Here is a 24855-nt window from a genome sequence, read left to right on the forward strand (position 1 = left end):
GCGGGGCGTTAGCTCAGCCGGTCAGAGCAGCGGACTCATAATCCGTCGGTCACGGGTTCAAGTCCCGTACGCCCTACTCCGCTCCACCCGCGGTGGTTCCTCCTCTCCAGCGCCGGGTCGGGCCTCCACCTGATGTCGTTCTCGTCGGAGCGGACGGTCCGGGCCCGTCAGGCCGACGGGCCGTGCCTCAGGACGGCGCCGACGCGGTCCTCGCCGGCACGCCGACCGCGGACGAGTCGGATGCGACGTCGCGGACGACGACGGCGCCGGCTCCGACCCGCACACGGTCGCCGACGGTCACGTCCCCGACGATCGTCGCGCGGGCGCCGATGTAGACGTCGTCGCCGATGACGGGCGTCCGACCCTTCGACTCGCCGATGGTGACGCCGTGGTAGATGAACGCGTTCCTCCCGATGACCGTGCGCGGGTGCAGGATCACGCCGCGGCCCCAGTGGGGGAGACGCAGGCCGGGCCCGACCTGAGCGGTCGGCGGCAGCTCGGCTCCGACGATCATGCGGGTCCAGACGAGATCGACGAGGCGGTAGACGAGGTGGAGGGGGAGCCGGGTCCTCCGAGAGCTCGAGTACTGCCCGAGTCGGAGGACGAGGACGGTGAGCCGGTCGGAGGCGTGGCCCTTGGCGGCCAGGTCCGCGCGGACGACGGCTCGGAGGTCAGCGAGATCCATGCTCCCAGTCTGAGTGGGAGCCTCGCGGGTGAGGGCGGGCCGTCGGAGATCGTCCGGGGCGTGGCGAGCATCCGCGAGCGGACGACACGGTGGCTCGATGCGCTAGCACGTCCCGACGCGCCGCGCCCGTACTGGCCGCTCTCCGCTCGACGTGATTGCCTGAACCCGTGCCTGATCTTCCGATGTTCCCGCTCGGCTCCGTGCTCCTGCCGCACATGCCGCTCCCGCTCCGGCTGTTCGAGCCGCGGTACCTGCGGATGCTCGGCGACGTCCTCGAGGACGAGACCCTCGCGTTCGGCGTCGTGCTCATCGAGCGCGGCCAGGAGGTGGGCGGCGGCGACCAGCGGTTCGCGGTCGGTGCCCGCGCGCGCATCCTGAACATCGACGGGGCGGAGTCGTTCGTCACGCTCGACTCCGTGGGCGAGGAGCGCTTCGAGGTCGTCCGCTGGTACGAGGACGACCCGTACCCGCGCGCCGAGGTCCGCCTGCTGCCCGATCTGGAGTGGGACGAGAAGCACGCCCCCGCGCTGGCTGCGGCGGAGTCGGCGGTCCGCACGGCACTGGCGGTCGCGAGCGAGTTCGTCGAGCAGCGCTACGGCGCGGTCGTCGAGCTCGCCGAGGATCCGGCCGCGCACGCCTGGCAGCTCGCCGGCGTCGCACCGGTCACCGAGCTCGACCGCCTCGCGTTCCTCCGCAGCTCCACCATGGAGGAGCTGCTGGAGTCGGTCCGGGAGCGCTCCGCCGAGGCGACCGAGTCGTTCCGCGCCGGCTGGGCCTGAGCCCGGTCCCGGCGTCCCCCGACGAGCCCGTCAGTCCTCGATGCTGACGCCGCGCTCCTCCGCCAGCTTGACCAGGTCGTCGACGACCACGAGCGCCATCCGCACCGAGCGGTCGCGGCGGTACTCCTCGTCGTCCGGGTCGATCCGCGAGGTGCGGTCGAGGGTCTCCTCGATCGACTGCGCGAGCTCGCGCCACGCGTCCTGACGGGCGTCGTCGACGAGCGTCGCGAGGTACTCCTCGTCCTGCGCACGCCTGTGGAGGGAGTCGGCGACGAGGAGCGAGAGCCGCTCGCGGTGGTCGAGGTTGTCGACGTCGGCCGAGCGGTAGTCGTGCACGTGGTCGGAGCGGCCGCCCACGGAGGTCACGTCGGCGGCGATGCCGCGCAGGCGCTCAGCGGCCGCCTCGGACTCGCGCGCCAGCTTCTCGAGCTCCTCCGCGGCGACGACGGAGTAGCGGCCCGAGTCGAAGGGGACGTCGGCGCCGAGGCCGTCCATCAGCACCCGGTTCTTCACGGCCATCCGGCTCGCGTACTGCGCGAGCATCAGGCCCTCCTCGGCGGCCTCCTCGACGGAGGCGGGCTCGCGCGACGGGTTCTCATCGGGGTCGTACGGCTCCATCTTGAACCTGCGTCGACGCCGGAACCACACGTGCGTCACCTACATCCCGGAGCAGGCGCCCCGCCCGCCGGAGCACCTCTTCGAGAGTACCCGGCGGGCGGGCGCCGTGGTCGGCGGCTCAGGCCTCGCGCCAGTCGTCCTGCCGGAGGTGGGAGCCGGCCTGCGGCCCCATCTGCAGCATCCCGCCGTCCACGACGTACGAGGATCCGGTGATGGAGGAGGCGGCGGGAGAGGCCAGGAAGGCGACCACCGCCGCGATCTCGCGGGCGTCGCCGGGGCGGCCGAGGGGGATGCCGGGGCGGTCGATCGTGACGGGGTCCACGTTTTCGGCGTCGTTCATCGGCGTGGCGATCTCTCCGGGGGCGACGGCGTTGACGGTGATGCCGAGGGAGCCGAGCTCGAGTGCGGCGACCTTCAGCAGGCCGCCCAGCCCGTGCTTGGCGGCGGTGTAGGCGACGGAGCCGACCCGCGGCTGGTGCTCGTGGACGCTGGTGACCGCGATGATCCTGCCGCCCGTGCCCTGGGCCGCCATGCGCCGCGCGGCGCGCTGGAGGCAGACGAACGCTCCGTCGAAGTTCAGGGCGACGGTCGAGCGCCAGCTGTCGAGGCTCTGCTCGAGGAAGGGCTCGCCTCCGCCTCCGCCCGCATTGCTGACGGCGACGTCGAGCCCGCCCAGTCGATCCGCGAGGTCGTCGATCACGTCGCCCGCGCCCTCCAGATCCGTCGTGTCGAGGCGCGCGATCTCGGCGCGCCGACCGAGGGAGTGCACCTCCTCCGCCGTGCCCTGCGCGCCCTCCTCGTCGCTGTGCCAGGTGATGCCGACGTCCATGCCCGCCTCGGCCAGTGCCACCGCGGTCGCCCGGCCGATGCCGGAGTCCGAGGCGGTCACCAGTGCACGGGTGGGCCGGAAGTCTCGAGGTCCCTGGGTCATGTCGTCTCCTGTCTCGATCGGGCCGCCGATCCGGCGGACACGGGTCGATCCCATCAGCGGATCCGGCGCGCTCGGGAGCCGGTTGACAGGTCCGGGCTCGCGCGAGCCGCGTGGCGGTGTCCCCGCTGAGCGCCCCGATCGCGTTGACTGGGCGGATGGATCACCGGCGCATCTCGGTCGTCGTCCCCGTGAAGGACGACGCCCGCCACCTCGAGCAGCTGCTCGAGCTCCTCCGCGAGCAGACGCTCGCTCCGTTCGAGATCGTCGTCGTCGACGACGGGAGCACCGACGACAGCGCCGCCGTCGCGCGAGCGGCGGGCGCGCGGGTGGTGCGGCACGACGGAGCCGGGATCCCGGCGAGCACGGCGCACGGCTTCGACGAGGCGCACGGCGACGTCCTCGCACGGCTCGACGCCGACTCCCGCCCGGGACCCGACTGGCTGGCGCGCCTGGCCAGCCACTTCGCCGACCCCGAGGTCGGAGCGGTGACCGGTCCCGGACGCTTCGACGAGCTCGGCCCGATCGCCCGGGTGATCGCGCGGGTCGCCTACATGGACGCCTACTTCGTGCTGATGGGGTCGGCGCTGGCCAACTGGCCGCTCTTCGGCTCCAACTGCGCCGTCCGCCGGTCGGCGTGGGAGGAGATCGCGGAGGAGATGCACCGGCACGACGCCTACGTGCACGACGACGTCGAGATCAGCGTGCACCTGGGACTCCGGCACCGGATCGTGCTCGACCGCCACCTCGAGGTCGGCATCTCGGCCCGCCCCTTCGGCGCCTTCGCGGACATGCTCCGCCGGTTCGACCGCGCTCTCCACACGCTGGCGCGGCACCCCGGGATGGGGTCGTCCCTGCAGCGCTGGACGCACCGGGTGCGCCGCACCCACCGCGACCGACTGCGAGCGACGGCCGCGGCGCGCCGCTCCGGCTGACGACGAGAACCGGCGGCGCCGCCTGACGGCTAGGGCTGGGCCGCGTCCGGCCGGGCCGCGTCGGGCTCGGCCTCCGCCGCCCGATCCTCTCCGGGCGCGGTGCGCCCCTCCTTCGGCATCGCCCAGACCGCGGCGAGCATGCCCACGGCGAGGACCGTGAGCGCGATGCAGACGAAGCGGGTGCCCTCGGCGAGGTCCGCCGGTGCGGGGACGCCGCCGCCCGCCTTCGCGTTCACGATCGCGCCGAACACGGCCACGGCGACGGCGCTGCCGATGTTGCGGGCGAAGAAGTTGGTCGAGGAGACCACTCCGCGCTCGTTCCAGTCGACGCTCGACTGCGCCCGGATCAGCGTCGGAGTCGCCACGAGCCCCATGCCGGCGCCGATCAGCACGCAGAAGCCGGCGATCTCCCACAGCGTCGAGGAGGAGCCGAGCAGGACGGTCAGCGCCGTGCCGATCACGACGAGCCCCGCTCCGAGGAAGCCCGTGTTGCGGAAGCCGATGCGCAGGTAGAGCCGGCCCGACAGGCTCGCCGCGACCGGCCAGCCGAGCGTCATCGCCGCGACGGCGAAGCCCGCGCCGAGGGCGGAGCTGCCGAGCACGCCCTGCGCGAAGGTCGGGAAGTACGAGGTGACGCCGAGCGTGATCGCGCCGACGGTCACCGAGACCAGGCTGGTCGAGATCAGCACGCGCCGCGTGAGGACCCAGAGGGGGAGCACCGGGGCGGCCGCGCGCCGCTCGATCGCGACGAAGCCGGCGAACGCGAGGGCCGAGACGACGAACACGCCGACTCCGGCGGGGGAGAGCCACGGCCAGGCGCTGCCGCCCTCGAGCAGCCCGAGGATGAGCAGCGCGGTGCCCACGGCGAGCACGGAGGCGCCCGCCACGTCGATCCGCTGCTTCTCGCCCCGCGTGGTCTCGCGGAAGCTGCGGATCAGGAGGAACGCCGCCAGGAGGCACAGGGGGATGTTGACGAGGAAGATGCCGCGCCAGGCGCCCAGGTCCGAGAGCACGCCGCCGAGGATCGGCCCGACGACCGAGGAGATGCCCCAGACGCTCGCGAGGTAGCCCTGGGTCTTCGCACGCTCGGCGACCGTGTAGATGTCGCCGGCGATGGTGATGCCCATCGGCTGGATCGCTCCGGCCCCCAGGCCCTGCAGGGCTCGGAACGCGATCAGCGCGGGCATGCTCCAGGCGAGGCCGCACAGGAGCGAGCCGACCAGGAACAGGGCGATGCCGATCAGCATGATGGGCTTGCGCCCGATCACGTCGGCGAGCTTGCCGTAGAGGGGGACCGAGACGGCCTGGGCCAGCAGGTAGATCGAGAACAGCCAGGGGAACTGCTCGAAGCCCCCCAGGTCGGCGACGATGGACGGCACGGCCGTCGAGAGGATCGTGGCGTCGAGGGCGACCAGAGCGGTCGAGATCATCAGGGACAGCAGGATCGGGCCGCGCTCCGAGCGCAGTCCGACACTCGCGCGGGTGGGGGCGTCGGTCACTCTGCCCAGGCTATTCCATAGCCGGGGGATGGAAGCGGGGAGGAGAGGATCCGCTCCGGGGCTCGATAGACTGGTGGCATGGAACTCGTTCTCTGGCTCGTCGTGTCCGCCATCGCCGGTGTCGGCCTCGTCTCCGGAGTCGCGGCTCTCATCGCCATGACGCGGGCGCCCTGGTCGGCCGACAAGTAGCCGCCCGACCGGCCTCGCGCCGGCACTACTCGTAGATCCGCACCACGCTCCACTGCGGCTCCGTCGACGCGACCACGTCGAGCACGAACGCTCCGCCGGTCGCGACGTCTGTCGCCTGGAAGCGCCAGCCGCCGATGCTCACCGGTGTGCGCCCGAACGTCGGCGGGAACCCCTCGAGGGGCGCCCACCACTCGCTCGTGCAGGTCCACACCGTCGGCCGGTCGGTCACCCGGTAGCTCCCGCCCCGCCACTCGAGCGCGATCGGCACTCCCTCGCCGTCGGTCGAGACCAGCGCCGTCTCGTCGATCACCGCCATCGTCGTGCTCCCGTTCACTCGCCGGACCCGGTTGGCCGTTCGAACATGTGTTCGATAGTCTGCGAGTGTACGCCGCGGCGCTCGTGCTCGCCACGGCCGCGGATCGACCGGTGGGAGGCGCGATGATCGAGTGGAGTCCGCTCCAGATGCTGCGCAGCAGCGGGCAGGACGAGTGGGTGATGGTCGACGCCCTGCGCACCGGCCGGATCGGCCTGGTGCGCCGCATCGAGACCGGCCCGTACCGCGAGACCTGGTTCCGCGCGGTGACCTGGGCGGCGGAGCCGGAGAGGCGGACGCTCGTGGGCTACTCCCGCTCGATGGACACCATCGCGGCCGCCCTGTGGGCCCATCAGCCGCCGACGGCGCAGGAGAAGCCCTTCCCCGGCTACCCGCCCTCGCGGCCGTCGCCGTGACTCCTTCAGCGAGAGGGGGCCCGGCCGTCCCCGCGACGGCGGCCTCCGTGTCCGCCACGGGGGAGAATGGCCCGATGCTCCTCGCACTCGTCGGCGGCCCCACGGGGGCGTGGCGGGCGGTCGACCCCGTCGGCGGCGCCGAGGCCGGGAGCGGCAGGGGCCCGGCCGAGCTGGCGGCGTTCGTCCGGGAGCGGGAGCCGGAGCGCCCGCGCTGGGTCTGGGACGACACCGCGCGCTGGTACCCCGCACTGCTGTCGGCCGGCGTGGTCGTCGCCCGGTGCCACGACCTCCGGCTGGCCCGCGCGATCCTCCGCCGCTCGGTCTCCGCCGCCGCATCGGCTCTCGCGCGCTCGCCCCTCGACCCGTGGGACGCGGGAGCCGCGGCCCCCGCCGCGCAGGACACGCTGATCGGGTTCGAGGAGGCGGCGGGCGGCTCCGACGAGCTCGACCCCGTCCTCGAGCTGGCCCGGCAGGAGGAGGCGCTCTCCGGCGTCGCCGAGGCCGGCCGGCTCCGCCTGCTGCTCGCCGCCGAGTCCGTCGGCGCCCTGATCGCTCGCGAGATCGCCCACGCGGGGCTGCCGTGGCGCGCCGATGTGCACGACCGGGTGCTCACCGGGATGCTCGGCCCCCGCCCGCTCTTCGGCGGCCGCCCGGCCCTGCTGGAGGCGCTGGCCGTCCGTCTGCGCGACGAGCTCGGCGCGCCCGAGCTCAATCCCGACTCGCCGGCCGAGCTCCTCAAGGCGCTGCGGCGCGCGGGGCTGCCGGTCGAGTCGACGCGCTCCTGGGAGCTGCAGTCCCTCGAGCACCCCGCGGTGCCGCCCCTCCTGGAGTACAAGAAGCTCTCCCGGCTGCTCACCGCCAACGGCTGGGCGTGGCTCGACGCGTGGGTGCGCGACGGCCGGTTCCGGCCGGAGTACGTGGTGGGCGGCGTCGTCACCGGCCGCTGGGCGACCTCGGGCGGAGGGGCGCTGCAGCTGCCGCGGCAGATCCGCGCCGCGGTCACCGCGGATCCGGGCTGGAGCCTCGTGGTCGCGGATGCCGCGCAGCTCGAGCCGCGCATCCTCGCCGCGCTGTCGGGCGACTCGGCCATGGCCGCCGCCGGGCGGGGCCGCGACCTCTACCAGGGCATCGTCGACGCCGGCGTGGTCCCCGACCGGCCGAGGGCGAAGGTCGCGATGCTGGGGGCGATGTACGGGGCGACGAGCGGCGAGGCCGGGCGGCTGCTCCCGAGGCTCGCCCGTGCCTACCCGCGCTCGGTCGCGCACGTCGAGGCGGCGGCTCGAGCGGGCGAGCGCGGCGAGAGCGTCTCGACGTGGCTCGGGCGCAGCTCGCCTCCGGGCCCCGAGGGGCTCTCGGCCGATGCGGCCCGGGCACGCGAGTGGGGACGCTTCACCCGCAACTTCGTGGTGCAGGGGACCGCGGCCGAGTGGGCGCTCTGCTGGATGGGCGAGCTGCGGGCGCGACTGCGCGCCGAGGGCGGCGCGGTCGGCCGGGCGCACCTCGTCTACTTCCTGCACGACGAGGTGATCCTGCACGCTCCCGCCGACGTCGGCGAGCGGGTCGCCGCGATCGTCCGCGAGGCGGCGGTGCGCGCCGGACGCTCGCTCTTCGGAGAGGGCGAGGTCGACTTCCCGGTCACCGTCGCCGTCGTCGACTCCTACGACCAGGCGAAGTGAGACGCGGGATCAGTACCAGTGCGGCGAGCGGTTGTTCCAGCTCGACCACGCGTTGCAGGGCGAGCCGTAGGCGCTCTTGATGTACGAGAGCCCCCAGTCGACCTGCGTCGCCGCGTTCGTCTGGTAGTCGGCTCCCGAGTTGGCCATCTTGCTCGCCGGGAGGGCCTGCGGGATGCCGTAGGCGCCGGAGGAGCGGTTCAGCGCGTTCCAGCGCCACCCCGACTCGCCGTTCCACAGCGGGATGAGGCACCGGTCGACCTGGTCGGCGCCCCAGCCGAAGCGGCCGACGGCGGTCCGGGCATAGGCCTGGGCCTGCGCGGGGGAGAGGCCGTCCGTGCGTCCGGCGTAGGTGCCGAGGGCGGCGATGGTCTTGGCGGAGCTGTTGCGCGCGCCGGTCGGGTCGTCGTCGCCGAGTTCGACCGGGCCGCCTCCGCCACCTCCGCTGTTGGAGGGCGCTGCCGGAGCAGCGGCCGCGGCGGGAGCCGACGCGGCGCGCTGGCGGGCGGCCTCGGCCTCGGCGGCGAGGCGGGAGAGGCGCTGCTGCTCCTCGAAGGCCGACTTCGCGTCCTGGCCGTCGGCGTACTCCCGCTCGATCTCGGCGGTGGTGTTCTTGAGCGAGGCGAGCTGGGTGTAGAGCTCCTGGCTGTACTTCTCCTGGTCGGCGACCTTGGCGTCGGCCTCGGCCTGCGCGGAGCGGGCGGCCGAGAGCGCGTCGGCCGCGGCGGTGGCGAGGGAGACGCGCTCGCCCCGGGCCTGCTCGGCCTGAGCGGCGAGGGAGACGGCCTGGTTCTCGGTCGACTGCGCCGCGGTCTGGAGCCGGCTGGTCTGCTGGGTGAGCTGCGTCATGGTGCCGAGGCGGTAGAGCAGCTCGCTCGACTCGTCGCCGCCGATGAGGAGGTTGAGCGTCGCATCGGTCCCGCCGTTGCGGTAGAGCTGCGCGGCGAGACGGCCGGCCTGCTCCTTCGCGGCGTCGGCGTCCGAGCGGGCGGCGGAGGCGCGCTCCTCCAGGGCGCTCACGCGCTGAGTCGCCTCGTCGAGAGCGCTCTGCGCGGCGTCCGCCTCGGCGGCCCGGCTGATGGCGGCGTCGGTGAGGGCGGCGGCCTGGTCGCGCAGGTCGGCGAGGAATGCGGTGATGCGGTCGACCTCGGCGGCGGTGGCGCTCTCGCTCGACTTCGCGGCCTCCACATCGGACCACGAGGGGTAGTCGGACGGGTCGTAGGCGGCGGACGCGGAGAGAGGAGCGGCGAGGGCGGCGCACAGGACGAGGACCGTGCCCGCTCCGGCGGCGACGAGGCGCCGGCGCGCCCGGGAGGGGGCGCGGAGACCGAGGGGGGTGCGGGACATGCGAACCACCCTAGGCGACGGCACCCGCGCCTGTCTCGTCCTAGCTCGAGGCTCGACGGCCCCGACGGGGACGCTCGAGAGCGTATCCGCGGACGCCCCGTCCCGGCCCGTCGCCCGTGAGCTCGTCGCGGGCCGCCTCAAGGAGGCGCCGCAGGGCCTCCTCCCGCACGCCGGCGGCGATCGCGGCGAGGCGGCGCTGCGGGTGCGCGTCCTCCTCCTCCGCCTGCTCGTCGTCGGCGGTGGCGGGCAGCGAGCTCTCGTACGCGTCGAGGACGGCGGCGAGGTCGGCGCCGGACAGGCTCGAGGCCAGCAGCACCCGGTCGAGGACGTCGTCCCAGTCCTCCTCCGGGGACGCTCCGTCACCCGTCAGCCAGGCGGCCGCCTCCGCGCGGCCCTCGTCGGTGAGCGCGTGCAGGGGGAGGCCGTCGTCGGTGGACCCGGCCGAGACGACGAGGCCCCGCTCGCGCAGGCGCTCGAGCGTCGAGTAGATCTGGCCGACGTTGACCCGGGGCCGGTGCGCGGCACGGTCGAGGAGCTCGGCGTGCAGCTGGAGGCCGTAGGCGGGGCCGAGCGTGAGCAGGGCGAGCAGGCCGTCGCGGACGGACACGGTGCTCCTCCCGGCGGGCGTCTGGCGGTGTGCGGCGTCCGGCGGCGCGGACGACCCGAGTATAGGCAGGAGCCGCCCACGGCCGGTCGAGCAGGCGCGGCGAGCCGCCTTGACGGAGGTCCGCCGCTCCTGCATGATCGGCGTGGTGGCACGTCCACCGTCATAATCGAAGAAGGCGCACCGCAGAGTGTTCCGTGGTCCGGGTCGTTGGGGAAGACGCACCGGGACGAACGGAGGACACCATGGTGGCGCAGCAGACTCGGGGTGTGCTCTTCGTGCACTCCGCCCCCCGCGCGCTCTGCCCCCACCTCGAGTGGGGGACAGGTCGCGCCCTTGGTCGTGCCGTGAACTTCGCCTGGATCGAGCAGCCCGTGCTCCGCAGCACACTGCGCGCCGAGTTCGCCTGGGAGGGCCCGGTCGGAACCGGTGCCGTCATCGCGTCCGCTCTCCGCGGCTGGGCCGATGTCCGCTACGAGGTCACCGAGGAGCCCTCGCCCGGCGTCGACGGCGGCCGCTGGATGCATACGCCCGAGCTCGGAATCTTCTACGCCCAGACCGACAGCGCGGGCAACACCGTCGTGCCCGAGGACCGCATCCGCTCCGCCATGGAACTCGCCGGCGCCGACCCCATCGAGCTGCACCGCGAGCTGCGCCTCGCCCTCGGCCAGGCCTGGGAGGACGAGCTCGAGCCCTTCCGCTACGGCGGCGACTTCGCCCCCGTCGTCTGGATGCACGGGGTCGGCTGAGCTGATTCGACGCCGCTCCTCGCGCGGCGTCGCGCAGTCGGCTCGGGCGGGTGGTCGGGTTCCGTGGAGCGGCCGGCGGCCGGCGACGCCGATCCGCTGGCACGCGGGTCGGCGGATACGCCTCGCGGGGGCCGCTCGCTCCCGCACCCCTGAACCAGGCGGCCAGCGGACCCCCCCCGTTCCGGCAGAGGTCCGCCTCGAAGTCGCGCCGTCGCCTCGCGGTTGCCGCTCGCTGCGCACGTCGACCAGACGGTCGGCGGAGCACCGCGTTGGGGCGGAGGGCGTCGGAAGACTCGTGCAGCCGCCCGCACCTTTGTCGCGCCTGATCTGAGCATCCGACCCGAGTCGCGGCGAAGCCCGCGCTCCCCTCGAGCACAGCTGCTTGAACCGAAGCCTTCGACCCGAGTCTCGGCGAAGCCCGCGCTCCCACCCGGACAGCTTCCGCGATCGGAGTATCCGACCCGAGTCGCGGCGAAGCCCGCGCTCCCCACCAGCACCGCGTGCTCACCAGCCCGCATCAGACGGCGGCGCAGCTCCCTCGCGGCACGAGGCGTATCCGGGGATCCGCGTTCCAGCGGATCACCGTCGCCGCACCGCACCGGCCCTCGGGAACCCCGCCCCCCTCCCCAGCGGACGCGCCTGCGCTGCGCAAGGAGCGGCGCAGCCCGCTTACCGCACGGTGGAGCGGGGCTACGCCCCGCTACACCGTCCGGAAAGCGGCAACAGCATTGTGCCCCCCGAACCCGAACGAGTTCGAGATGGCGACCAGCGGTCCGTCGCCGAGGGCGCGGGGGCTGGTGACGACGTCGAGGGGGATCTGGGGGTCCTGCTCGAAGAGGTTGATGGTGGGGGGTGCGGTGCGCTCGTGGAGGGCGAGCACGGTGAAGATGGCCTCGAGCGCGCCAGTGCCGCCGAGGAGGTGGCCGGTGGACGCCTTGGTCGCGGAGACGGCGATGTTCGGGAGGTGGTCGCCGAAGACGCGCAGCAGGGCGCGGTACTCGGCGATGTCGCCGACCGGGGTGCTCGTCGCGTGGGCGTTGACGTGGGTGACGTCGGTGAGCGCGGCTCCGGCCTGCTCGAGGGCGCCGATCATGGCGCGGGCGGCGGCGGAGCCCTCGGGGTCCGGCGCCGTGATGTGGTACGAGTCGCTGGTGACGGCGCCGCCGGCGAGCTCCGCGTAGATGCGGGCTCCGCGGGCGAGGGCGTGCTCCTCGGTCTCGAGGATGAGCGTCGCGGCGCCTTCTCCGAGGACGAAGCCGTCGCGGGAGACGTCGTAGGGGCGCGAGGCGGTCGCCGGGTCGTCGTTGCGGCGCGAGAGGGCCTGCATCGACGCGAAGGCGGCGATCGGGAGCGGGTGGACGACCGACTCCGTGCCGCCGGCGACGACCACGTCGGCGAGGCCGAGCTGCATGTGCTCGTAGGCGTTCGCGAGGGCCTCGGTGCTGGAGGCGCAGGCCGACACGTCGGTGCGGGCGTAGGCGCGGGAGGGGATGGCCATGCTGATGGCGGCGGCGGCCGCGTTGGGCATGAGCATCGGGATGGTCATCGGGAGGACCCGGCGGGGTCCGCGCTCGCGGAGGGTGTCCCACGCGTCGACGAGGGTCCAGAGGCCGCCGATGCCGGTCGAGTAGTCGACGCCCACGCGGAGCGGGTCGACGTCGGTGATGCCGGAGTCGGCCCAGGCCTCGCGGGCCGAGATGAGCGCGAACTGGCTGGAGGGGTCGAGGCGCTTCGCCTCGGGGCGGGAGAGCACCTCCTCCGGGCGGACCTTGGCCTGGGCGGCGAAGGTGACCGGGATGTCGTACTGAGCGACCCAGTCCTGCTCGAGGGAGCGGACGCCTGATTCGCCGGCGAGGAGTGCGTTCCAGGACTCCCGGGCGGTCCCGCCGAGGGGAGTGCTGGCACCGATTCCGGTGACGACGATCTTCTTGGTCATGACGAGCTTCTCTGTTCCGTGTGGGTGGGTGCCGGGCTCACCCCGGCCGACGATCGCCGGCCGGGGTGTCCGCCACGAGGACGGGGTGCGCGGGCGACGACTACTCGGACGCCTTGACGATGAAGCGGACCGCGTCGCCGACCGTCTTGAGGTTCTTGACCTCGTCGTCGGGGATCTTCACGTCGAACTTCTCCTCGGCGTTGACGACGATGGTCATCATCGAGATGGAGTCGATGTCGAGGTCGTCGGTGAACGACTTGTCCATCTCGACGGAGTCGGTGGCGATGCCCGTCTCGTCGTTGACAAGCTCGGCCAGGCCGGCGAGGACTTCTTCGTTGGACAGTGCCATGGTTCTCTCCTTGGGGGTTCTTCGGGTGTTCGTCAGTGACCGTAGGTCAGTTTAGGGGTGGGGTCGCGCCGGTCACGGGAGCACCACGACCTGCGCGCCGAACACCAGTCCGGCGCCGAAGCCGATCTGCAGCGCGAGTCCGCCGTGCAGCTCCGGGTGCTCCTCGAGCAGGCGGTGGGTGGCGAGCGGGATCGACGCGGCGGAGGTGTTGCCGGTGGTCTCGATGTCGCGGCCGATGGCGACGGTCTCGGGCAGCTTCAGCTGCTTCGCGAGCTCGTCGATGATGCGCATGTTCGCCTGGTGGGGGATGAACGCGGCGAGGTCCTCGGGCTGGACGCCCGCCTCCGCGAGCGCCTGCTTGGCGACCTTGGCCATCTCCCAGACCGCCCAGCGGAAGACCGACGGGCCGTCCTGGCGGAGGGTGGGCCATTCGGCGGTGCCGTCGCGGTAGGCCGCGAGCGGGTTGTCCATGCCGACGGTGTCCCATTTGGAGCCGTCGGATCCCCACACGGTCTTCGAGATGCCGGCGGTGTCGCTGGGGCCGACGACCGCGGCGCCCGCGCCGTCGCCGAGGAGGAAGGAGATGCTGCGGTCGGTCGACTTGACCAGCTCGGACAGCTTCTCGGCTCCGACGACGAGCACGTACTCGGCCAGGCCGGAGCGGATGAAGGAGTCGGCCTGGGCGATGCCGTAGGTGTAGCCGGCGCAGGCGGCCGAGATGTCGTACGCCGGGGCGGGGTTCGCGCCGATGCGGTCCGCGAGGAGCGCGGCCAGCGACGGGGTCTGCACGGTGTTGCTGATCGTGGAGACGAGCACGACGCCGATCTGGTCCGGGCGGATGCCCGCCTTCTCGATCGCCTCGAGGGAGGCGGTGGTCGCGAGGTCGACCGCGTGGATGTCGGCGGAGGCGCGGCGGCGCTCGATGATGCCGGTGCGCTGGCGGATCCACTCGTCGGAGGAGTTGATCGGCTCGATCAGGTCGTCGTTCGGGACGACGAGGTCGCCGCGTGCCGCGCCGATGCCGAGGATCCGGGTGTACGCGCTGCCGCTGGACTGGGTGAGGGAAGGGGTCGTCATGGGGTCTCTCCTGCTAGGCGGCGTGCTCGTCGATGAAGGCGCGGGCGGCGTCCACGTCGTCGGGGGTCGTGATGGCGATGCTCGGCACGCCCTTGAGGCCGCGCTTGGCGAGGCCGACCAGCGCGCCGGCGGGTGCCAGCTCGATGATCCCGGTGACGCCCGCGTCGGCGAAGGCCGCCATGCAGAGGTCCCAGCGGACGGGGGAGGCGACCTGGCCGACGAGCAGCTCGAGGAACGCGGCACCGGAGTCGACGACCGACCCGTCGCGGTTCGTCCAGAGCCGGAGCGTCGGGTCGGAGGGGGTCAGCCCGGCGGCGACGCCGGCGAGGGAGTCGCGGGCGGGCGCCATGTAGCGGGTGTGGAAGGCGCCGGCCACCTGCAGGGGGATCACGCGGGTCCCGCGGAGCGGCTCCGCCTTGAGCGCCTCGAGCGCGTCGACCGCGCCGGCGACGACGATCTGCCCGCCGCCGTTGTAGTTGGCAGGCTCGAGGCCGAGCTCGTCGAGACGGGCGATCAGGGCCTGCTCGTCGCCGCCGAGGACCGCGCTCATCGCGGTCGGCTCGGCGGCGGCCGCAGCGGCCATGGCACGGGCGCGCTCGCGGACGAACACCAGCGCGTCGGCCTCGGTGAGGACCCCGGCTCCGGCGGCCGCGGTGATCTCGCCGACGGAGTGGCCGGCGATGCCCGCGATGCGCTCGCGCCGTCCGCCCTCGAGGAGGGCGGCGAGGCTCACGAGTCCCGCGGAGACGATCAGGGGCTGGGCGACCGCGGTGTCGCGGATGGTGTCCGCGTCCGAGACGGTGCCGTGCGCGGCGAGGTCGATGCCGACCGCCTCCGAGTGCGCGGCGACCTGCTCGGCCACGGAGGGGATCTCGAGCCAGGGGGCGAGGAATCCGGGGGTCTGGGAGCCCTGACCCGGGGCGACGACGACGATCACGGTATCCAGTCTTCCGATCTGCGCTCGCACGTGCGGCGCGTGGAGCCACTGACAAAGCACAAAGAGCTTGTCGCGGGTCTACAAGTGTTCAGGGGCGGGAGGGGTTCGGCGAGCGGAGGGCCTCAGCGTCGGGACGGCTTCCGGCGGACGGCGCCGTCCGGGTCGCTCATGGAGCCGAGGATGAGGGCGGACTGGAGGATGAGCGCCTCGCGGGCGCCCGTCGCGTCCCAGCCGATCACCTCGGCGACCCGCTTGAGGCGGTAGCGCACCGTGTTCGGGTGCACGAACAGCTCGCGGGCGGTCGCCTCGAGGGAGCGGCCGTTGTCGAGGTAGGCCCACAGCGTGGTCAGCAGCTCGGTCGAGTGCTTCTGCAGGGGCCGGTAGATCTGCGTGATGAGGCTCTGGCGGGCGAGCGGGTCGCCGGCGAGGGCGCGCTCGGGAAGGAGGTCGTCGGCGTTGACCGGTCGCGGCGCGTTCCGCCAGGAGCGGGCGACCGCGAAGCCGGCGAGGGCCGCGCGGGCGCTGCGCGACGCCTCGACCAGGGTCGGCACCTCGTGGCCGAGGACGAGGTGGCCCGTTCCGAAGCCGGGCTCGAGCGCCTCCGCGATCTCGAGGAACGCGACCGGCGGGCCGGTCTCCTCCGTGGCGTTCTCGCTCGGCTCGGCGCGGCCGATGACCAGGACGAGCCGGCTGCCCTGCACGCCGATCAGCACGTCGGCGTCCATGTGCCGGGCCGTGCGGCGCAGCTGGTCGACGTCGAGCATCTTGGGGGCGGTGCCCACCAGGACGGCGACCTCGCCGTGGCCGTGCCAGCCGAGGGCGGCGATCCGGCTGGGCAGCTCGTCGTCGGCCTCGCCCGTGAGGATCGAGTCGACGACCAGCGCCTCCAGGCGCGCGTCCCAGAGGCCTCGGGCCTCGGCGGCGCGCGCGTAGACGTCGGCCGCGGCGAAGGCGATCTCGCGCGAGTAGAGGAGGATCGCCTCGCGGAGGTCCTCCCCGCCGTTCTTGATCCGGTCCTCGACGACCTCGACCGTCACCTTGATCAGCTGCAGCGTCTGCGTCAGCGAGACGGAGCGCAGCAGCTCGCGGGGAGCGGCTCCGAACACGTCCGCCGCGATCCACGGCGTGGCCGACGGGTCGTCGAACCACGAGATGAACGAGGTGATGCCGGCCTGGGCGACGAGGCCGACCGCCGAGCGCCGACCGGGGGGCATGCTGCCGTACCAGGGCAGCGTGTCCTCGAGGCGCTTGATCGTCTGCGTCGAGAGCTCACCGGCGAGGGTGCGCAGCCAGGCGAGGGTCTGCTCCTTCGTGCGGGGAGCGCCCGGCCGGGTGGCCGGACGCTCCGCCGCAGGAGCAGGACCCCGCGCACTCGACGGTGCGGGTTCCTGCGAGAGCACGGACTCGTCCGTCAGCTCTCGCCGCCCGCGTTGCCGGTGGTGCCGGCGTTGACGTCGAGGAGGCGGTACTTCTCGATCGCCTGGACGGCGAGCGAGGGGTCGACCTCGCCGCGCTTGGCGAGCAGCTGCAGCGTCCGCACGACGACCGAGGGGCCGTCGATCTGGAAGTAGCGCCGCGCCGCCGCACGGGTGTCCGAGAACCCGAAGTCGTCCGCGCCGAGCGTCGCGAAGTCGCCCGGGATGAACTGGCGCAGCTGGTCGGGGACCTGGTGCGAGAAGTCCGAGACGGCGACGAAGGGGCCCTTCGCGTCGGCCAGCTTCTGCGTCACGTACGGCACCTGCTCGGCGTCCTCGGGGTGGAGGAAGTTGTGCTGCTCGGCCTTGATGCCGTCGCGGCGCAGCTCGTTCCACGAGGTGACCGACCAGACGTCCGCCGAGACACCCCAGTCCTCGGCGAGGAGCTTCTGCGCCTCGATCGCCCACGGCACCGCGACGCCCGAGGCGAGGAGCTGGGCCTTCGGCCCGTCCCACTGACCCCAGGAGATGCGGTGGATGCCGCGGACGATGCCCTCGACGTCGACGTCCTCCGGCTCCTTCGGCTGCACGATCGGCTCGTTGTAGACCGTGATGTAGTACATGACGTTCGGGTCGGTGTGCTTCCCGCCGTACATGCGCTCGAGACCGGACTGCACGATGTGCGCGATCTCGTACCCGTAGGCCGGGTCGTAGCTCACGACGGCGGGGTTGGTCGCCGCGAGGATCGGGGAGTGCCCGTCCGCGTGCTGGAGGCCCTCGCCGGTCAGCGTGGTGCGTCCTGCGGTGGCGCCGATCATGAAGCCGCGCGACATCATGTCGCCGGCCGCCCAGATCGCGTCGCCCGTGCGCTGGAACCCGAACATCGAGTAGAAGACGTAGACCGGGATGAGCGGCTCGCCCTGCGTCGAGTACGAGGTGCCGATCGCGGTGAACGCCGCGAGGGCGCCCGCCTCGTTGATGCCGACATGGAGGATCTGTCCCTGCGGGCTCTCCTTGTAGGCCAGGAGGAGCTCGCGGTCGACCGACGTGTAGTGCTGGCCGCGCGGGTTGTAGATCTTCGCGTTCGGGAAGAACGCGTCCATGCCGAAGGTGCGCGCCTCGTCCGGGATGATCGGGACGACGCGGTTGCCGAAGTCCTTCGAGCGGAGGATGTCCTTCAGGATGCGGACGAACGCCATGGTGGTGGCGATCTCCTGCGTCCCCGAGCCCTTCTTGCCGACCGCGTAGGCCGAGTCCTCGGGGAGGTTCAGCTGCGTGTACTTCGAGCGGCGCTCGGGGAGGTAACCGCCGAGCGCGCGGCGGCGCTCCTGCAGGTACTCGATCGCCTCGTCGTTCTGACCGGGGTGGTAGTACGGCGGGAGGTAGGGGTTCTCCTCGAGCTGCGCGTCCGTGATCGGGATGCGCATGGTGTCGCGGAACGACTTGAGGTTGTCCAGCGTCATCTTCTTCATCTGGTGGGTCGCGTTCCGGCCCTCGAAGCTGCGGCCGAGACCGTAGCCCTTGATGGTGTGGGCGAGGATGACGGTGGGCTGGCCCTTGTGCTCCGTCGCGGCCTTCATGGCCGCGTAGATCTTGCGGTAGTCGTGGCCGCCGCGGCGCAGGCCCCAGATCTGCTCGTCGGAGTAGCCCTCGACGAGCTTCTTGGCGCGCGGGTCGCGGCCGAAGAAGTTCTCGCGGACGTAGGCGCCGTCCTCCGTCTTGTAGGTCTGGAAGTCGCCGTCGGGCGTCTTGTTCATCAGGTCGAGCAGCGCGCCCTCGGTGTCGCGGGCGAGCAGGTCGTCCCACTCGCGGCCCCAGATGAGCTTGATGACGTTCCAGCCCGCGCCGCGGAAGTACGACTCGAGCTCCTGCACGATCTTGCCGTTGCCGCGGACGGGTCCGTCGAGGCGCTGGAGGTTGCAGTTGACGATGAAGTTCAGGTTGTCGAGGCCGTCGTTCGCGGCGACCTGGAGCTGACCACGCGACTCGACCTCGTCCATCTCGCCGTCGCCGAGGAACGCCCAGACCTGCTGGTCGGAGGCGTCCTTGATGCCGCGGTTGGTGAGGTACTTGTTCGCCTGCGCCTGGTAGATGGCGTTGATCGGGCCGAGGCCCATCGACACGGTCGGGAACTGCCAGAACTCCGGCATGAGCCGCGGGTGCGGGTAGCTGGAGAGCCCGCCGCCCCGGTGCGACTTCTCCTGGCGGAATCCGTCGAGCTGGTGCTCGCTCAGGCGTCCCTCGAGGAAGGCGCGCGCGTACGGGCCGGGGGAGGCGTGGCCCTGGATGAAGATCTGGTCGCCGCCGCCCGGGTGGTCCTGGCCGCGGAAGAAGTGGTTGAAGCCGACCTCGTACAGCGAGGCGCTCGACGCGTACGTCGAGATGTGGCCGCCGACCCCGATGCCGGGACGCTGCGCGCGGTGCACGAGGATGGCCGCGTTCCAGCGGATCCACGCGCGGTAGCGGCGCTCGACGTCCTCGTCGCCCGGGAAGTCGGGCTCGTTCTCGGGCGCGATGGTGTTGATGTAGTCCGTGGTGGGCACCATCGGCACGCCGAGGTGGAGCTCCTTGGAGCGCTTGAGGAGGCTGAGCATGACGTCGCGCCCGCGACCCCGGCCCCGCTCCTCGACGAGCGCATCGAGCGACTCGTTCCACTCCGACGTTTCCTCGGGGTCCGAGTCCACGTGACCGACGGAATACGGGTCCTGATCGTTAACAGTCACCCTCGACCTCTCTCTGGGGGCAGATCGTGCCCGAGACATCACTCTCATGAAGCGGTGCGGATCCGCGGATCCGGGGCTCGGATGACGAGCCGCGCGCGGGCACCTCCGTCAGCCTAGCGATTCCCGTGCCCCGAACCTGGAATCGCACTGTGGTGATCCACGAGGAATGGGCGCCGACGACTGTAGGAGAGCGCCAGACGGGACGCGTCGACCGGCCCGTGATCGGGGGAGACGGGCCGTTCCTTGGAGTCTGCGCGGAGCGGGTCTAGCATTGCCCCTCGTGCTCGCGCGACTCTCGTGCGCACGGAAGGACATCGGACCGATGGCTCTCGAGAAGCTGACCCTGGCTCCCGACTTCGAACTCGCGAACCAGTACGGCGAGCGCATCCAGCTGGGCGACTTCCACGGGCGGCGCAACGTCGCCCTGGTGTTCTTCCCCCTCGCCTTCTCCGGCACCTGCACGGGCGAGTTCTGCGCGCTGCGCGAGAACCTCTCCCTCTTCGAGCACGCCGACGTGGAGCTGATCGGCATCTCGGTCGACTCCAAGCACACGCTGCGCGCCTGGGGCGAGAAGCAGGGCTACGACTTCACGCTCCTCTCCGACTTCTGGCCGCACGGCGACGTCGCCAAGCAGTACGGCGTGTTCACCGAGGCGAAGGGCTACGCGACCCGCGCGACCTTCCTGATCGACAAGGCCGGCGTCATCCGGGACACGTTCATGACCGCCCCGGGCGAGGCGCGCTCGATCGACGCCTACCGCGCCGCGATCGACGCGCTCGCTCCCGCGCACGTCTGACCCTCCGGAGGCGGACCGCCCCGATCGTCAGCTGAGGATGTTGACGGCCCGCGAGATCACGAGGGCCAGCAGGACGAATCCGGTGAACGCCTCGGCGATCATCAGGAGCTTCATCCGGCTCGACAGCGGCATCGTGTCGGTCGGGCTGAACGCCATGGTGTTCGTCGTCGACACCGAGAGGTAGTCCACGAAGCCGGGCCGCCAGTCGGCGCGCTCGGAGGAGGTCGCGGCGACCTCGGGCGCGGTGTCGCGGTAGGTGTCCTGCGGGAAGGCGAAGTCGGCTGCCGGCAGCTCGGTGCGGGGAAGCGTTCCGCGGGCGACCGGACCGCCGCGGTCGAGCTCCCAGAACAGCAGCGCGTACGCGACGACGTTGGTGACCCAGACCTGGAGTGCGGTGAGCAGCAGCGGCGGGCCGTCGGCCGTCCCGTCGACGAGGTCGATCACCACGGCGACCACGTTCACCTGGTTCGCCACGGCGAGCACGACCGCCAGGGCGATGGAGACACCGCGCGACCAGCGCGTCTCGCTGTCGAGCCGGTGCGGGTTGACGACGAACAGCGGCACGAGCAGCGCGAGCGTGATGCCGGCGGCGACGAGGCGGACCACCGAGGTGTCGGCGCTGTGGCCGGCCACGTTCAGGGCGACGGCCACCAGGATCGCGGCGGAGGCGGGCCAGCGGCTCTCGGCGCGCCGCCTCGCCCGGGAGTCGCTGTCGGCGGTCATGTGCCGAGGCTAGTGCCCGCAGGGGGCCGCTCCGCCTGCCGTAGGATCGAGTCGATCGTCCGCGGGTGCGCCCGCGGCGGGGGCCTTTAGCTCAGTTGGTAGAGCGCCACGTTTACACCGTGGATGTCATCGGTTCGAGCCCGGTAGGGCCCACCACATCCGACGATCGGACACTGCGCGTCAGCGGGACTGCCGGCGCTTGTAGGGCTTCGGCTGGCCCTTGACGATCGGGGCGCGCCCGGTCCCCTTGGAGGCCTTGGCCTTGCCTCCCGACTTCGGGGCCGCCTCCGGCTCGTCGCCGAGCGCGGCGAGCTCCTCGCGGGCGGAGGCGAGGCGCTGCCGCCCGGCCGCGGTGAGGGTCGTGGCGGCGGCACCGGGCTCGAAGAGCGGCTTGCCGAGGTCGAGCTCGACGGCGGCGACGGAGGAGTCGAGCTTCTGCCGCGAGATGCCGAGGCGCTCGGCGGCGCGCACGAAGTGCAGCTCCTCGGCGACCGCCACGAAGTGGCGCAGCTGGCTGATCTTCATCCCGAACCCTTCACGGCCGCTCTCTGCGGCACGACCACGGTACGCGGTCCGGGAGGGGGCGCCGACCGCCGGGAGCGCCGTCGGGAGCAGCGGCGACCCGTCGATCCGCGCCAGAGGACCCGGCGGACATTGCCGGACGGAGGCGGGAGGCCTACGGTCGCGCCCGTGGGCGGTCCCGAAGCCGGCCACGGAGAGAGGCCGACGTGGGCGCGCTCATCTACAGCTCGATCGCGTCGCTCGACGGCTACGTGAACGACGCGGACGGCGGATTCGCCTGGGCGGAGCCGCGACCCGCCGTGCACCGCTTCATCACGGAGCGCGAGGGGCGGGTGCGCACGTACCTGTACGGGCGGCGCATGTACGAGGTCATGCGCGCGTGGGAGCAGACCTGGGCCCTCGCGGAGGAGTTCGCGTTCATCCGCGACTTCCAGGAGATGTGGCGGGCGGCCGACAAGGTCGTGTACTCGACGACGCTGGAGTCGGCCGAGACCCGCCGTACCCGCGTCGAGGTCGGATTCGACCCGGTCGTCGTCGCCGCGCAGGTCAGCGCCGCCGACCACGACGTCTCGATCGGCGGGCCGACCCTCGCCCGGCACGCGCTGCTCGCCGGGATCGTCGACGAGGTGCAGGTCTACACGGTGCCGGTGGCGGTGGGCGGCGGGACCCACTTCCTCCCGTGCGGGTTCCACGCGCGCCTCGACCTGCGCGAGGAGCACCGCTTCGCCGACGGCACGGTCTTCACGCGCTACAGCGTGCGGCGATGAGACCGGCTACTCGGCGCCGACCAGCGCGGCGATCCGCGAGGCGAGCCGGGCGCCCTGAGCACGTCCGGCGCGGGCGGAGGCGGCGCGGACGGCCGGGTCGAGCGAGTTCGGGCCGAAGGCGCGCACCGACTCCTCGTCGGCGTAGAGCACCTCGACCCGCGAGTCCGCGAGGGCGTCGAGCTCGCCGGTCGGGATCAGGCCCGCGCCGGGCGTGCCGACTCCCGGCAGCGGAGTGACGACCAGGACCCAGTCGGCTCCCGCGGCGAGGTCGGCGTTGCTGCCGGAGCGCACGCCGCCGTCCATGTAGCGGACGCCGTCGATGCTGACGGGAGGCCAGACCCCGGGGACGGCGCAGCTGGCGGAGATCGCGTCGACGAGGCCGACACCGCTCTCGCGGTCGAACACGCGCAGCTCACCGGTGGCCGTGTCGACCGCGGTGATGAGCAGACGCTGCTCGGGCCAGTCGGCGTCGCCCACGCGGGCCGAGATGACGGCCCGGCGCGTGTCCTCGGGGAGCGTCTCGGCCTCGAGCGCGAGGGTGCCGATGCGGCGCCGCGCGTCCTGGGGCGAGGTCGCGCCCTCGACGGCCGCGGCGAAGAGGGCCTGGAGGCGCTCACCGTCGACGTCCGCTCCTATCTCGGCGGACTCCTCCTGGAGCTGGGCCTCGTACGACTCGTCGAGGCCGGTGCCGGTGCTCAACTGCGCGGCGACCGCGGAGCCCGCGGAGGTGCCGATGAAGGTCGTCGACGGATCGAGCAGGAGGCGGGCCGCCTCGGGGGAGGCGTCTGCGAGGCCGCGGAGGACGCCGAGCTCCCAGGCGATTCCGGCGAGGCCGCCGCCGGCGAGGACGAGTGCACCAGGCATGGGGGAGGTCCTTTCGATCAGGATCAGGAGGGGGCGGGCGCTGCGGAGCGCCGCAACACCAACGCTGTCACATCGTCGTGCGCGTCGTCTGCGAGAGCATGCAGACGCTCGAAGAGAGCGGGGTCGTCGTTGCTCCGCACCAGCTCGGCGAGACGGTCGAGCGCGTCGAGGCGCCCGCCGAAGACGTCGAGCAGGCCGTCGCTGCAGGAGAAGAGCGCGTCGCCGGGGGCGAGCACGCGCTGCTCCTCCTCCCAGGAGACGTCGGCGGCGATGCCGAGCGGGACGCCGGTGGAGGCGAGCCGCTCCGTGGTGCCGTCGGCGCGCAGCAGGAGGGTGAGGCCGTGGCCGCTGTCCACGAACGCGACGGCGCCGCTCGCGAGGTCGACCCGGGCGATCAGCGCGGTCGCGAACATCCCGGTCGCGGTCAGGTCGGGCAGGAGCTGGCGGTTGACGGCCTCGACGGCTGCCGCGGGAGGGAGCTCCGGCCGCGCCTGGAACGCGGAGCGGATCGCGGAGGCGACGATCGCCGCCGACACCCCCTTGCCCATCACGTCGACCAGCTCGAGGGAGAGGTCGTCCCCGCTGCGACGCCACGCCGTGTAGTCGCCGGCGACGTCGTGCAGCGGCGTGGTCAGCGAGTCGAGGCTCCACTCGCCGAGGTCGAGGCGCGGGGGCCAGAGCCGCTCCTGCGTCTCGCTCGCGCGTCCGGAGAAGGCGATCTCGCGCAGCTCCCGCTCCGCCCACCGGCCGAGGTCCTCGAGGATCTCGCGCTCCTCCTCCGAGAAGCCGCGCGCCTCGCTGTCGATGATGCAGATCGTGCCGACGCGGAGGCCGTCCCCGACGACGAGCGGGCGGCCCGCGTAGAAGCGCACGTGAGGGGATCCGGTGACGACTCCGCGGTCGGCGAACCGCGGATCGGCGGTGGCGTCCTCGACGACGAGGATGTCGCCCTGCTGGACCGTGACGTCGCACATCGAGTCGGCGCGCAGCATCCTGCTCGCCCGCGCCGAGCGCTGGGGCGACTTCGTGAACTGCGTCGACTCCTCGAGGATGTTGATCTCGGCGAGGGGGACGCGCAGGAGTCGGCGGGCGACGCGGGTGATCCTGTCGAAGCGCTCCTGGGGGGTGCTCAGGCCGATCCCGAGCTCGGCGATCGCGGCGAGGCGGGCGCGCTCGGTCGGCTCGCTCACGTGCGGGTCCGGGCGAGTGCCCAGAGGTTCTGCCCGTCGACACGGCGGTAGGAGAACTCGGTGACGAGGGCGTGGATGAACGGGATCCCGCGGCCTGCCTCGTCCCACTCGTCCGGCATGTCGCGGCGGTCGGTGACCTCGGCGGGCGCCTCCTCGGCGGAGTCGTTGAGCGAGGCGCGCAGCTCGGTCGCGTCGACGCGGATCTCGACCAGGCAGATGATGTGCCGGTACGACCGGGCGTGCTGGACGATGTTCGAGGTCAGCTCGACCAGCGCGGTCTCGAACGACATCCGGTCGACCGGCGCGACGCCCGGCTCCTCGAGCCACAGCTCCTCGAGCGCCTCGTGGACGGCGGTGACGCCGTCCTCGGGCGGCGTGCGCACGACGAAGGAGCGCTCAGGCACGGTAGGCCTCCTCGACGGTCTCGGCGCTCCCGAGCAGGCGGTCGAGGTTGGACAGGCCGAGCACCATGGCGGGCTGCTCGCCGGCGGCGGCCACGCGCAGCTCGCCGCCCGCCTTCCGCGCCTCCTTGAGTCCGGCGACGAGGACGCCGAGCCCGGACGAGTCGAGGAACTCGACGGCCGCCAGGTCGACGACCACGCGGACCTCTCCCGCCTCGAGCGCGCGCTGGAGGACCGCTTCGAGCTCCCACGCCGTGGACAGGTCGAGCCGGCCGACGGGGCGGATCACCACGATGTCGGGCTCGATCCGCTCGGTGCTGATCCTCGAGCTGGGCTCCATGGTTTCCTCCTGACGGGACGGCACGCGGTTCCGCAGGGCTCGGAGACGTGGTGAGGACGCGGTCGGGGGCGCGACCGAGG

General features: G+C 72.7%; 26 protein-coding genes and 2 tRNA genes. 9 read left to right on the plus strand and 19 right to left on the minus strand.

Translation table 11 applies throughout. The features are described from left to right. The first annotated feature begins 2 nt into the window (after positions 1 to 2). Positions 3 to 76 (plus strand) — tRNA-Ile (locus C5C55_RS12975). Positions 77 to 187: 111 nt separating this feature from the next. Here the strand turns inward: C5C55_RS12975 and C5C55_RS12980 are convergent. Then, positions 188 to 685, minus strand: a complete 498-nt coding sequence (locus tag C5C55_RS12980; protein WP_104234190.1) for a DapH/DapD/GlmU-related protein — start codon at positions 683 to 685, stop codon at positions 188 to 190. 167 nt (positions 686 to 852) lie between these two features. On the opposite strand from C5C55_RS12980, the gene C5C55_RS12985 reads away from it, so the two are divergent. Next, positions 853 to 1464 (plus strand): LON peptidase substrate-binding domain-containing protein, encoded by a 612-nt coding sequence (locus C5C55_RS12985; RefSeq protein WP_244229436.1) that lies wholly within the window; start codon positions 853 to 855, stop codon positions 1462 to 1464. Positions 1465 to 1494: 30 nt separating this feature from the next. Here the strand turns inward: C5C55_RS12985 and C5C55_RS12990 are convergent, their stop codons facing one another. Together C5C55_RS12990 and C5C55_RS12995 are read right to left on the minus strand one after the other, a co-directional pair. Next, positions 1495 to 2082 carry a hypothetical protein gene (locus tag C5C55_RS12990; protein ID WP_104234191.1) on the minus strand — a complete coding sequence of 196 codons (588 nt, stop codon included), beginning with the start codon at positions 2080 to 2082 and terminating at the stop codon, positions 1495 to 1497. 118 nt (positions 2083 to 2200) lie between these two features. Continuing rightward, entirely contained in the window at positions 2201 to 3013 is an 813-nt protein-coding gene (locus C5C55_RS12995; protein WP_104234215.1) for an SDR family oxidoreductase, read from the minus strand. A 155-nt stretch (positions 3014 to 3168) separates the two neighbouring features. Here C5C55_RS12995 and C5C55_RS13000 point away from each other — a divergent pair, with 155 nt between their 5' ends. Continuing rightward, a complete protein-coding gene (locus C5C55_RS13000; RefSeq protein ID WP_104234192.1) occupies positions 3169 to 3945 on the plus strand; it encodes a glycosyltransferase family 2 protein in 777 nt (258 codons plus the stop codon). Positions 3946 to 3974: 29 nt separating this feature from the next. On the opposite strand, the gene C5C55_RS13005 is transcribed toward C5C55_RS13000, so the two are convergent. Both C5C55_RS13005 and C5C55_RS13010 read right to left on the minus strand, forming a co-directional pair. Beyond that, positions 3975 to 5375 (minus strand): MDR family MFS transporter, encoded by a 1401-nt coding sequence (locus tag C5C55_RS13005; protein WP_104234216.1) that lies wholly within the window; start codon positions 5373 to 5375, stop codon positions 3975 to 3977. Positions 5376 to 5658: 283 nt separating this feature from the next. Beyond that, positions 5659 to 5967 carry a hypothetical protein gene (locus C5C55_RS13010; protein ID WP_146080951.1) on the minus strand — a complete coding sequence of 103 codons (309 nt, stop codon included), beginning with the start codon at positions 5965 to 5967 and terminating at the stop codon, positions 5659 to 5661. Positions 5968 to 6071: 104 nt separating this feature from the next. On the opposite strand from C5C55_RS13010, the gene C5C55_RS13015 reads away from it, so the two are divergent. Both C5C55_RS13015 and C5C55_RS13020 read left to right on the plus strand, forming a co-directional pair. After that, complete coding sequence (locus C5C55_RS13015; RefSeq protein WP_146076962.1) at positions 6072 to 6362, plus strand: hypothetical protein; 291 nt, start codon at positions 6072 to 6074, stop codon at positions 6360 to 6362. A gap of 74 nt (positions 6363 to 6436) precedes the next feature. Then, positions 6437 to 8038, plus strand: coding sequence for a bifunctional 3'-5' exonuclease/DNA polymerase (locus C5C55_RS13020; protein ID WP_104234194.1), 1602 nt, complete (start codon positions 6437 to 6439; stop codon positions 8036 to 8038). Between the two features lie 9 nt (positions 8039 to 8047). On the opposite strand, the gene C5C55_RS13025 is transcribed toward C5C55_RS13020, so the two are convergent. Beyond that, a complete protein-coding gene (locus C5C55_RS13025; RefSeq protein WP_258072557.1) occupies positions 8048 to 9382 on the minus strand; it encodes a hypothetical protein in 1335 nt (444 codons plus the stop codon). A gap of 40 nt (positions 9383 to 9422) precedes the next feature. Further along, entirely contained in the window at positions 9423 to 9989 is a 567-nt protein-coding gene (locus C5C55_RS13030; protein ID WP_181067856.1) for a PadR family transcriptional regulator, read from the minus strand. A 242-nt stretch (positions 9990 to 10231) separates the two neighbouring features. Here C5C55_RS13030 and C5C55_RS13035 point away from each other — a divergent pair, with 242 nt between their 5' ends. Then, complete coding sequence (locus tag C5C55_RS13035; RefSeq protein WP_104226674.1) at positions 10232 to 10735, plus strand: DUF3145 domain-containing protein; 504 nt, start codon at positions 10232 to 10234, stop codon at positions 10733 to 10735. 700 nt (positions 10736 to 11435) lie between these two features. Here C5C55_RS13035 and C5C55_RS13040 read toward each other — a convergent pair. The 6 genes from C5C55_RS13040 to aceE form a co-directional block, all read right to left on the minus strand. Beyond that, positions 11436 to 12671, minus strand: coding sequence for a beta-ketoacyl synthase (locus C5C55_RS13040; RefSeq protein ID WP_104226673.1), 1236 nt, complete (start codon positions 12669 to 12671; stop codon positions 11436 to 11438). 100 nt (positions 12672 to 12771) lie between these two features. After that, positions 12772 to 13020 (minus strand): acyl carrier protein, encoded by a 249-nt coding sequence (locus C5C55_RS13045; RefSeq protein ID WP_104223463.1) that lies wholly within the window; start codon positions 13018 to 13020, stop codon positions 12772 to 12774. A gap of 72 nt (positions 13021 to 13092) precedes the next feature. Further along, positions 13093 to 14097 (minus strand): beta-ketoacyl-ACP synthase III, encoded by a 1005-nt coding sequence (locus tag C5C55_RS13050; RefSeq protein WP_104223464.1) that lies wholly within the window; start codon positions 14095 to 14097, stop codon positions 13093 to 13095. Positions 14098 to 14110: 13 nt separating this feature from the next. After that, on the minus strand, positions 14111 to 15034 hold the full coding sequence (locus C5C55_RS13055; RefSeq protein WP_104234196.1) for an ACP S-malonyltransferase: 924 nt from the start codon (positions 15032 to 15034) through the stop codon (positions 14111 to 14113). A gap of 122 nt (positions 15035 to 15156) precedes the next feature. Then, the gene (locus tag C5C55_RS13060; protein WP_181027189.1) at positions 15157 to 16323 is read right to left on the minus strand and encodes a CdaR family transcriptional regulator; all 1167 of its coding nucleotides are present in this window, start codon (positions 16321 to 16323) and stop codon (positions 15157 to 15159) included. Between the two features lie 122 nt (positions 16324 to 16445). Next, positions 16446 to 19172, minus strand: a complete 2727-nt coding sequence (gene aceE, locus C5C55_RS13065; protein WP_104223467.1) for a pyruvate dehydrogenase (acetyl-transferring), homodimeric type — start codon at positions 19170 to 19172, stop codon at positions 16446 to 16448. 322 nt (positions 19173 to 19494) lie between these two features. Between aceE and C5C55_RS13070 the strand changes: the two genes are divergently transcribed. After that, complete coding sequence (locus tag C5C55_RS13070) at positions 19495 to 19968, plus strand: peroxiredoxin (RefSeq protein ID WP_104223507.1); 474 nt, start codon at positions 19495 to 19497, stop codon at positions 19966 to 19968. Between the two features lie 27 nt (positions 19969 to 19995). Here the strand turns inward: C5C55_RS13070 and C5C55_RS13075 are convergent, their stop codons facing one another. After that, positions 19996 to 20691, minus strand: a complete 696-nt coding sequence (locus tag C5C55_RS13075; protein ID WP_104226669.1) for a hypothetical protein — start codon at positions 20689 to 20691, stop codon at positions 19996 to 19998. An 80-nt stretch (positions 20692 to 20771) separates the two neighbouring features. On the opposite strand from C5C55_RS13075, the gene C5C55_RS13080 reads away from it, so the two are divergent. Continuing rightward, a tRNA-Val gene (locus C5C55_RS13080) sits at positions 20772 to 20847 on the plus strand. A gap of 24 nt (positions 20848 to 20871) precedes the next feature. On the opposite strand, the gene C5C55_RS13085 is transcribed toward C5C55_RS13080, so the two are convergent. After that, positions 20872 to 21216 (minus strand): LysR family transcriptional regulator, encoded by a 345-nt coding sequence (locus C5C55_RS13085; protein ID WP_104223469.1) that lies wholly within the window; start codon positions 21214 to 21216, stop codon positions 20872 to 20874. Between the two features lie 203 nt (positions 21217 to 21419). Here C5C55_RS13085 and C5C55_RS13090 point away from each other — a divergent pair, with 203 nt between their 5' ends. Next, on the plus strand, positions 21420 to 21980 hold the full coding sequence (locus C5C55_RS13090; protein WP_104234197.1) for a dihydrofolate reductase family protein: 561 nt from the start codon (positions 21420 to 21422) through the stop codon (positions 21978 to 21980). A 6-nt stretch (positions 21981 to 21986) separates the two neighbouring features. Here the strand turns inward: C5C55_RS13090 and C5C55_RS13095 are convergent, their stop codons facing one another. From C5C55_RS13095 to C5C55_RS13110, 4 genes are read right to left on the minus strand one after another with little or no spacing between them, the layout of a single operon-like run. Then, positions 21987 to 22844, minus strand: coding sequence for a patatin-like phospholipase family protein (locus C5C55_RS13095; protein WP_104234198.1), 858 nt, complete (start codon positions 22842 to 22844; stop codon positions 21987 to 21989). Between the two features lie 23 nt (positions 22845 to 22867). Then, a complete protein-coding gene (locus C5C55_RS13100; protein ID WP_181067857.1) occupies positions 22868 to 24034 on the minus strand; it encodes a PP2C family protein-serine/threonine phosphatase in 1167 nt (388 codons plus the stop codon). Next, positions 24031 to 24438: an ATP-binding protein gene (locus C5C55_RS13105; RefSeq protein WP_104234200.1), complete on the minus strand. Its 408-nt coding sequence runs from the start codon at positions 24436 to 24438 to the stop codon at positions 24031 to 24033. Before C5C55_RS13105 ends, C5C55_RS13100 begins: the two co-directional genes overlap by 4 nt. Next, positions 24431 to 24775, minus strand: a complete 345-nt coding sequence (locus tag C5C55_RS13110; RefSeq protein ID WP_104223474.1) for an STAS domain-containing protein — start codon at positions 24773 to 24775, stop codon at positions 24431 to 24433. The genes C5C55_RS13105 and C5C55_RS13110 overlap by 8 nt, the downstream gene beginning before the upstream one ends. Positions 24776 to 24855 lie beyond the last annotated feature (80 nt).

Source organism: Rathayibacter sp. AY1C2 (assembly GCF_002931195.1).
Taxonomy (GTDB): Bacteria; Actinomycetota; Actinomycetes; order Actinomycetales; family Microbacteriaceae; genus Rathayibacter.

Coding starts and splice junctions, on each gene's coding strand:
- C5C55_RS12980 (WP_104234190.1), bottom strand. CDS start 685: ATGGATCTCGCTGACCTCCGAGCCGTCGTCCGCGCGGACCTGGCCGCC.
- C5C55_RS12990 (WP_104234191.1), bottom strand. CDS start 2,082: ATGGAGCCGTACGACCCCGATGAGAACCCGTCGCGCGAGCCCGCCTCC.
- C5C55_RS12995 (WP_104234215.1), bottom strand. CDS start 3,013: ATGACCCAGGGACCTCGAGACTTCCGGCCCACCCGTGCACTGGTGACC.
- C5C55_RS13000 (WP_104234192.1), top strand. CDS start 3,169: ATGGATCACCGGCGCATCTCGGTCGTCGTCCCCGTGAAGGACGACGCC.
- C5C55_RS13005 (WP_104234216.1), bottom strand. CDS start 5,375: ATGATCTCGACCGCTCTGGTCGCCCTCGACGCCACGATCCTCTCGACG.
- C5C55_RS13015 (WP_146076962.1), top strand. CDS start 6,072: ATGATCGAGTGGAGTCCGCTCCAGATGCTGCGCAGCAGCGGGCAGGAC.
- C5C55_RS13020 (WP_104234194.1), top strand. CDS start 6,437: ATGCTCCTCGCACTCGTCGGCGGCCCCACGGGGGCGTGGCGGGCGGTC.
- C5C55_RS13025 (WP_258072557.1), bottom strand. CDS start 9,382: ATGTCCCGCACCCCCCTCGGTCTCCGCGCCCCCTCCCGGGCGCGCCGG.
- C5C55_RS13035 (WP_104226674.1), top strand. CDS start 10,232: ATGGTGGCGCAGCAGACTCGGGGTGTGCTCTTCGTGCACTCCGCCCCC.
- C5C55_RS13040 (WP_104226673.1), bottom strand. CDS start 12,671: ATGACCAAGAAGATCGTCGTCACCGGAATCGGTGCCAGCACTCCCCTC.
- C5C55_RS13045 (WP_104223463.1), bottom strand. CDS start 13,020: ATGGCACTGTCCAACGAAGAAGTCCTCGCCGGCCTGGCCGAGCTTGTC.
- C5C55_RS13050 (WP_104223464.1), bottom strand. CDS start 14,097: ATGACGACCCCTTCCCTCACCCAGTCCAGCGGCAGCGCGTACACCCGG.
- C5C55_RS13070 (WP_104223507.1), top strand. CDS start 19,495: ATGGCTCTCGAGAAGCTGACCCTGGCTCCCGACTTCGAACTCGCGAAC.
- C5C55_RS13075 (WP_104226669.1), bottom strand. CDS start 20,691: ATGACCGCCGACAGCGACTCCCGGGCGAGGCGGCGCGCCGAGAGCCGC.
- C5C55_RS13085 (WP_104223469.1), bottom strand. CDS start 21,216: ATGAAGATCAGCCAGCTGCGCCACTTCGTGGCGGTCGCCGAGGAGCTG.
- C5C55_RS13095 (WP_104234198.1), bottom strand. CDS start 22,844: ATGCCTGGTGCACTCGTCCTCGCCGGCGGCGGCCTCGCCGGAATCGCC.
- C5C55_RS13110 (WP_104223474.1), bottom strand. CDS start 24,775: ATGGAGCCCAGCTCGAGGATCAGCACCGAGCGGATCGAGCCCGACATC.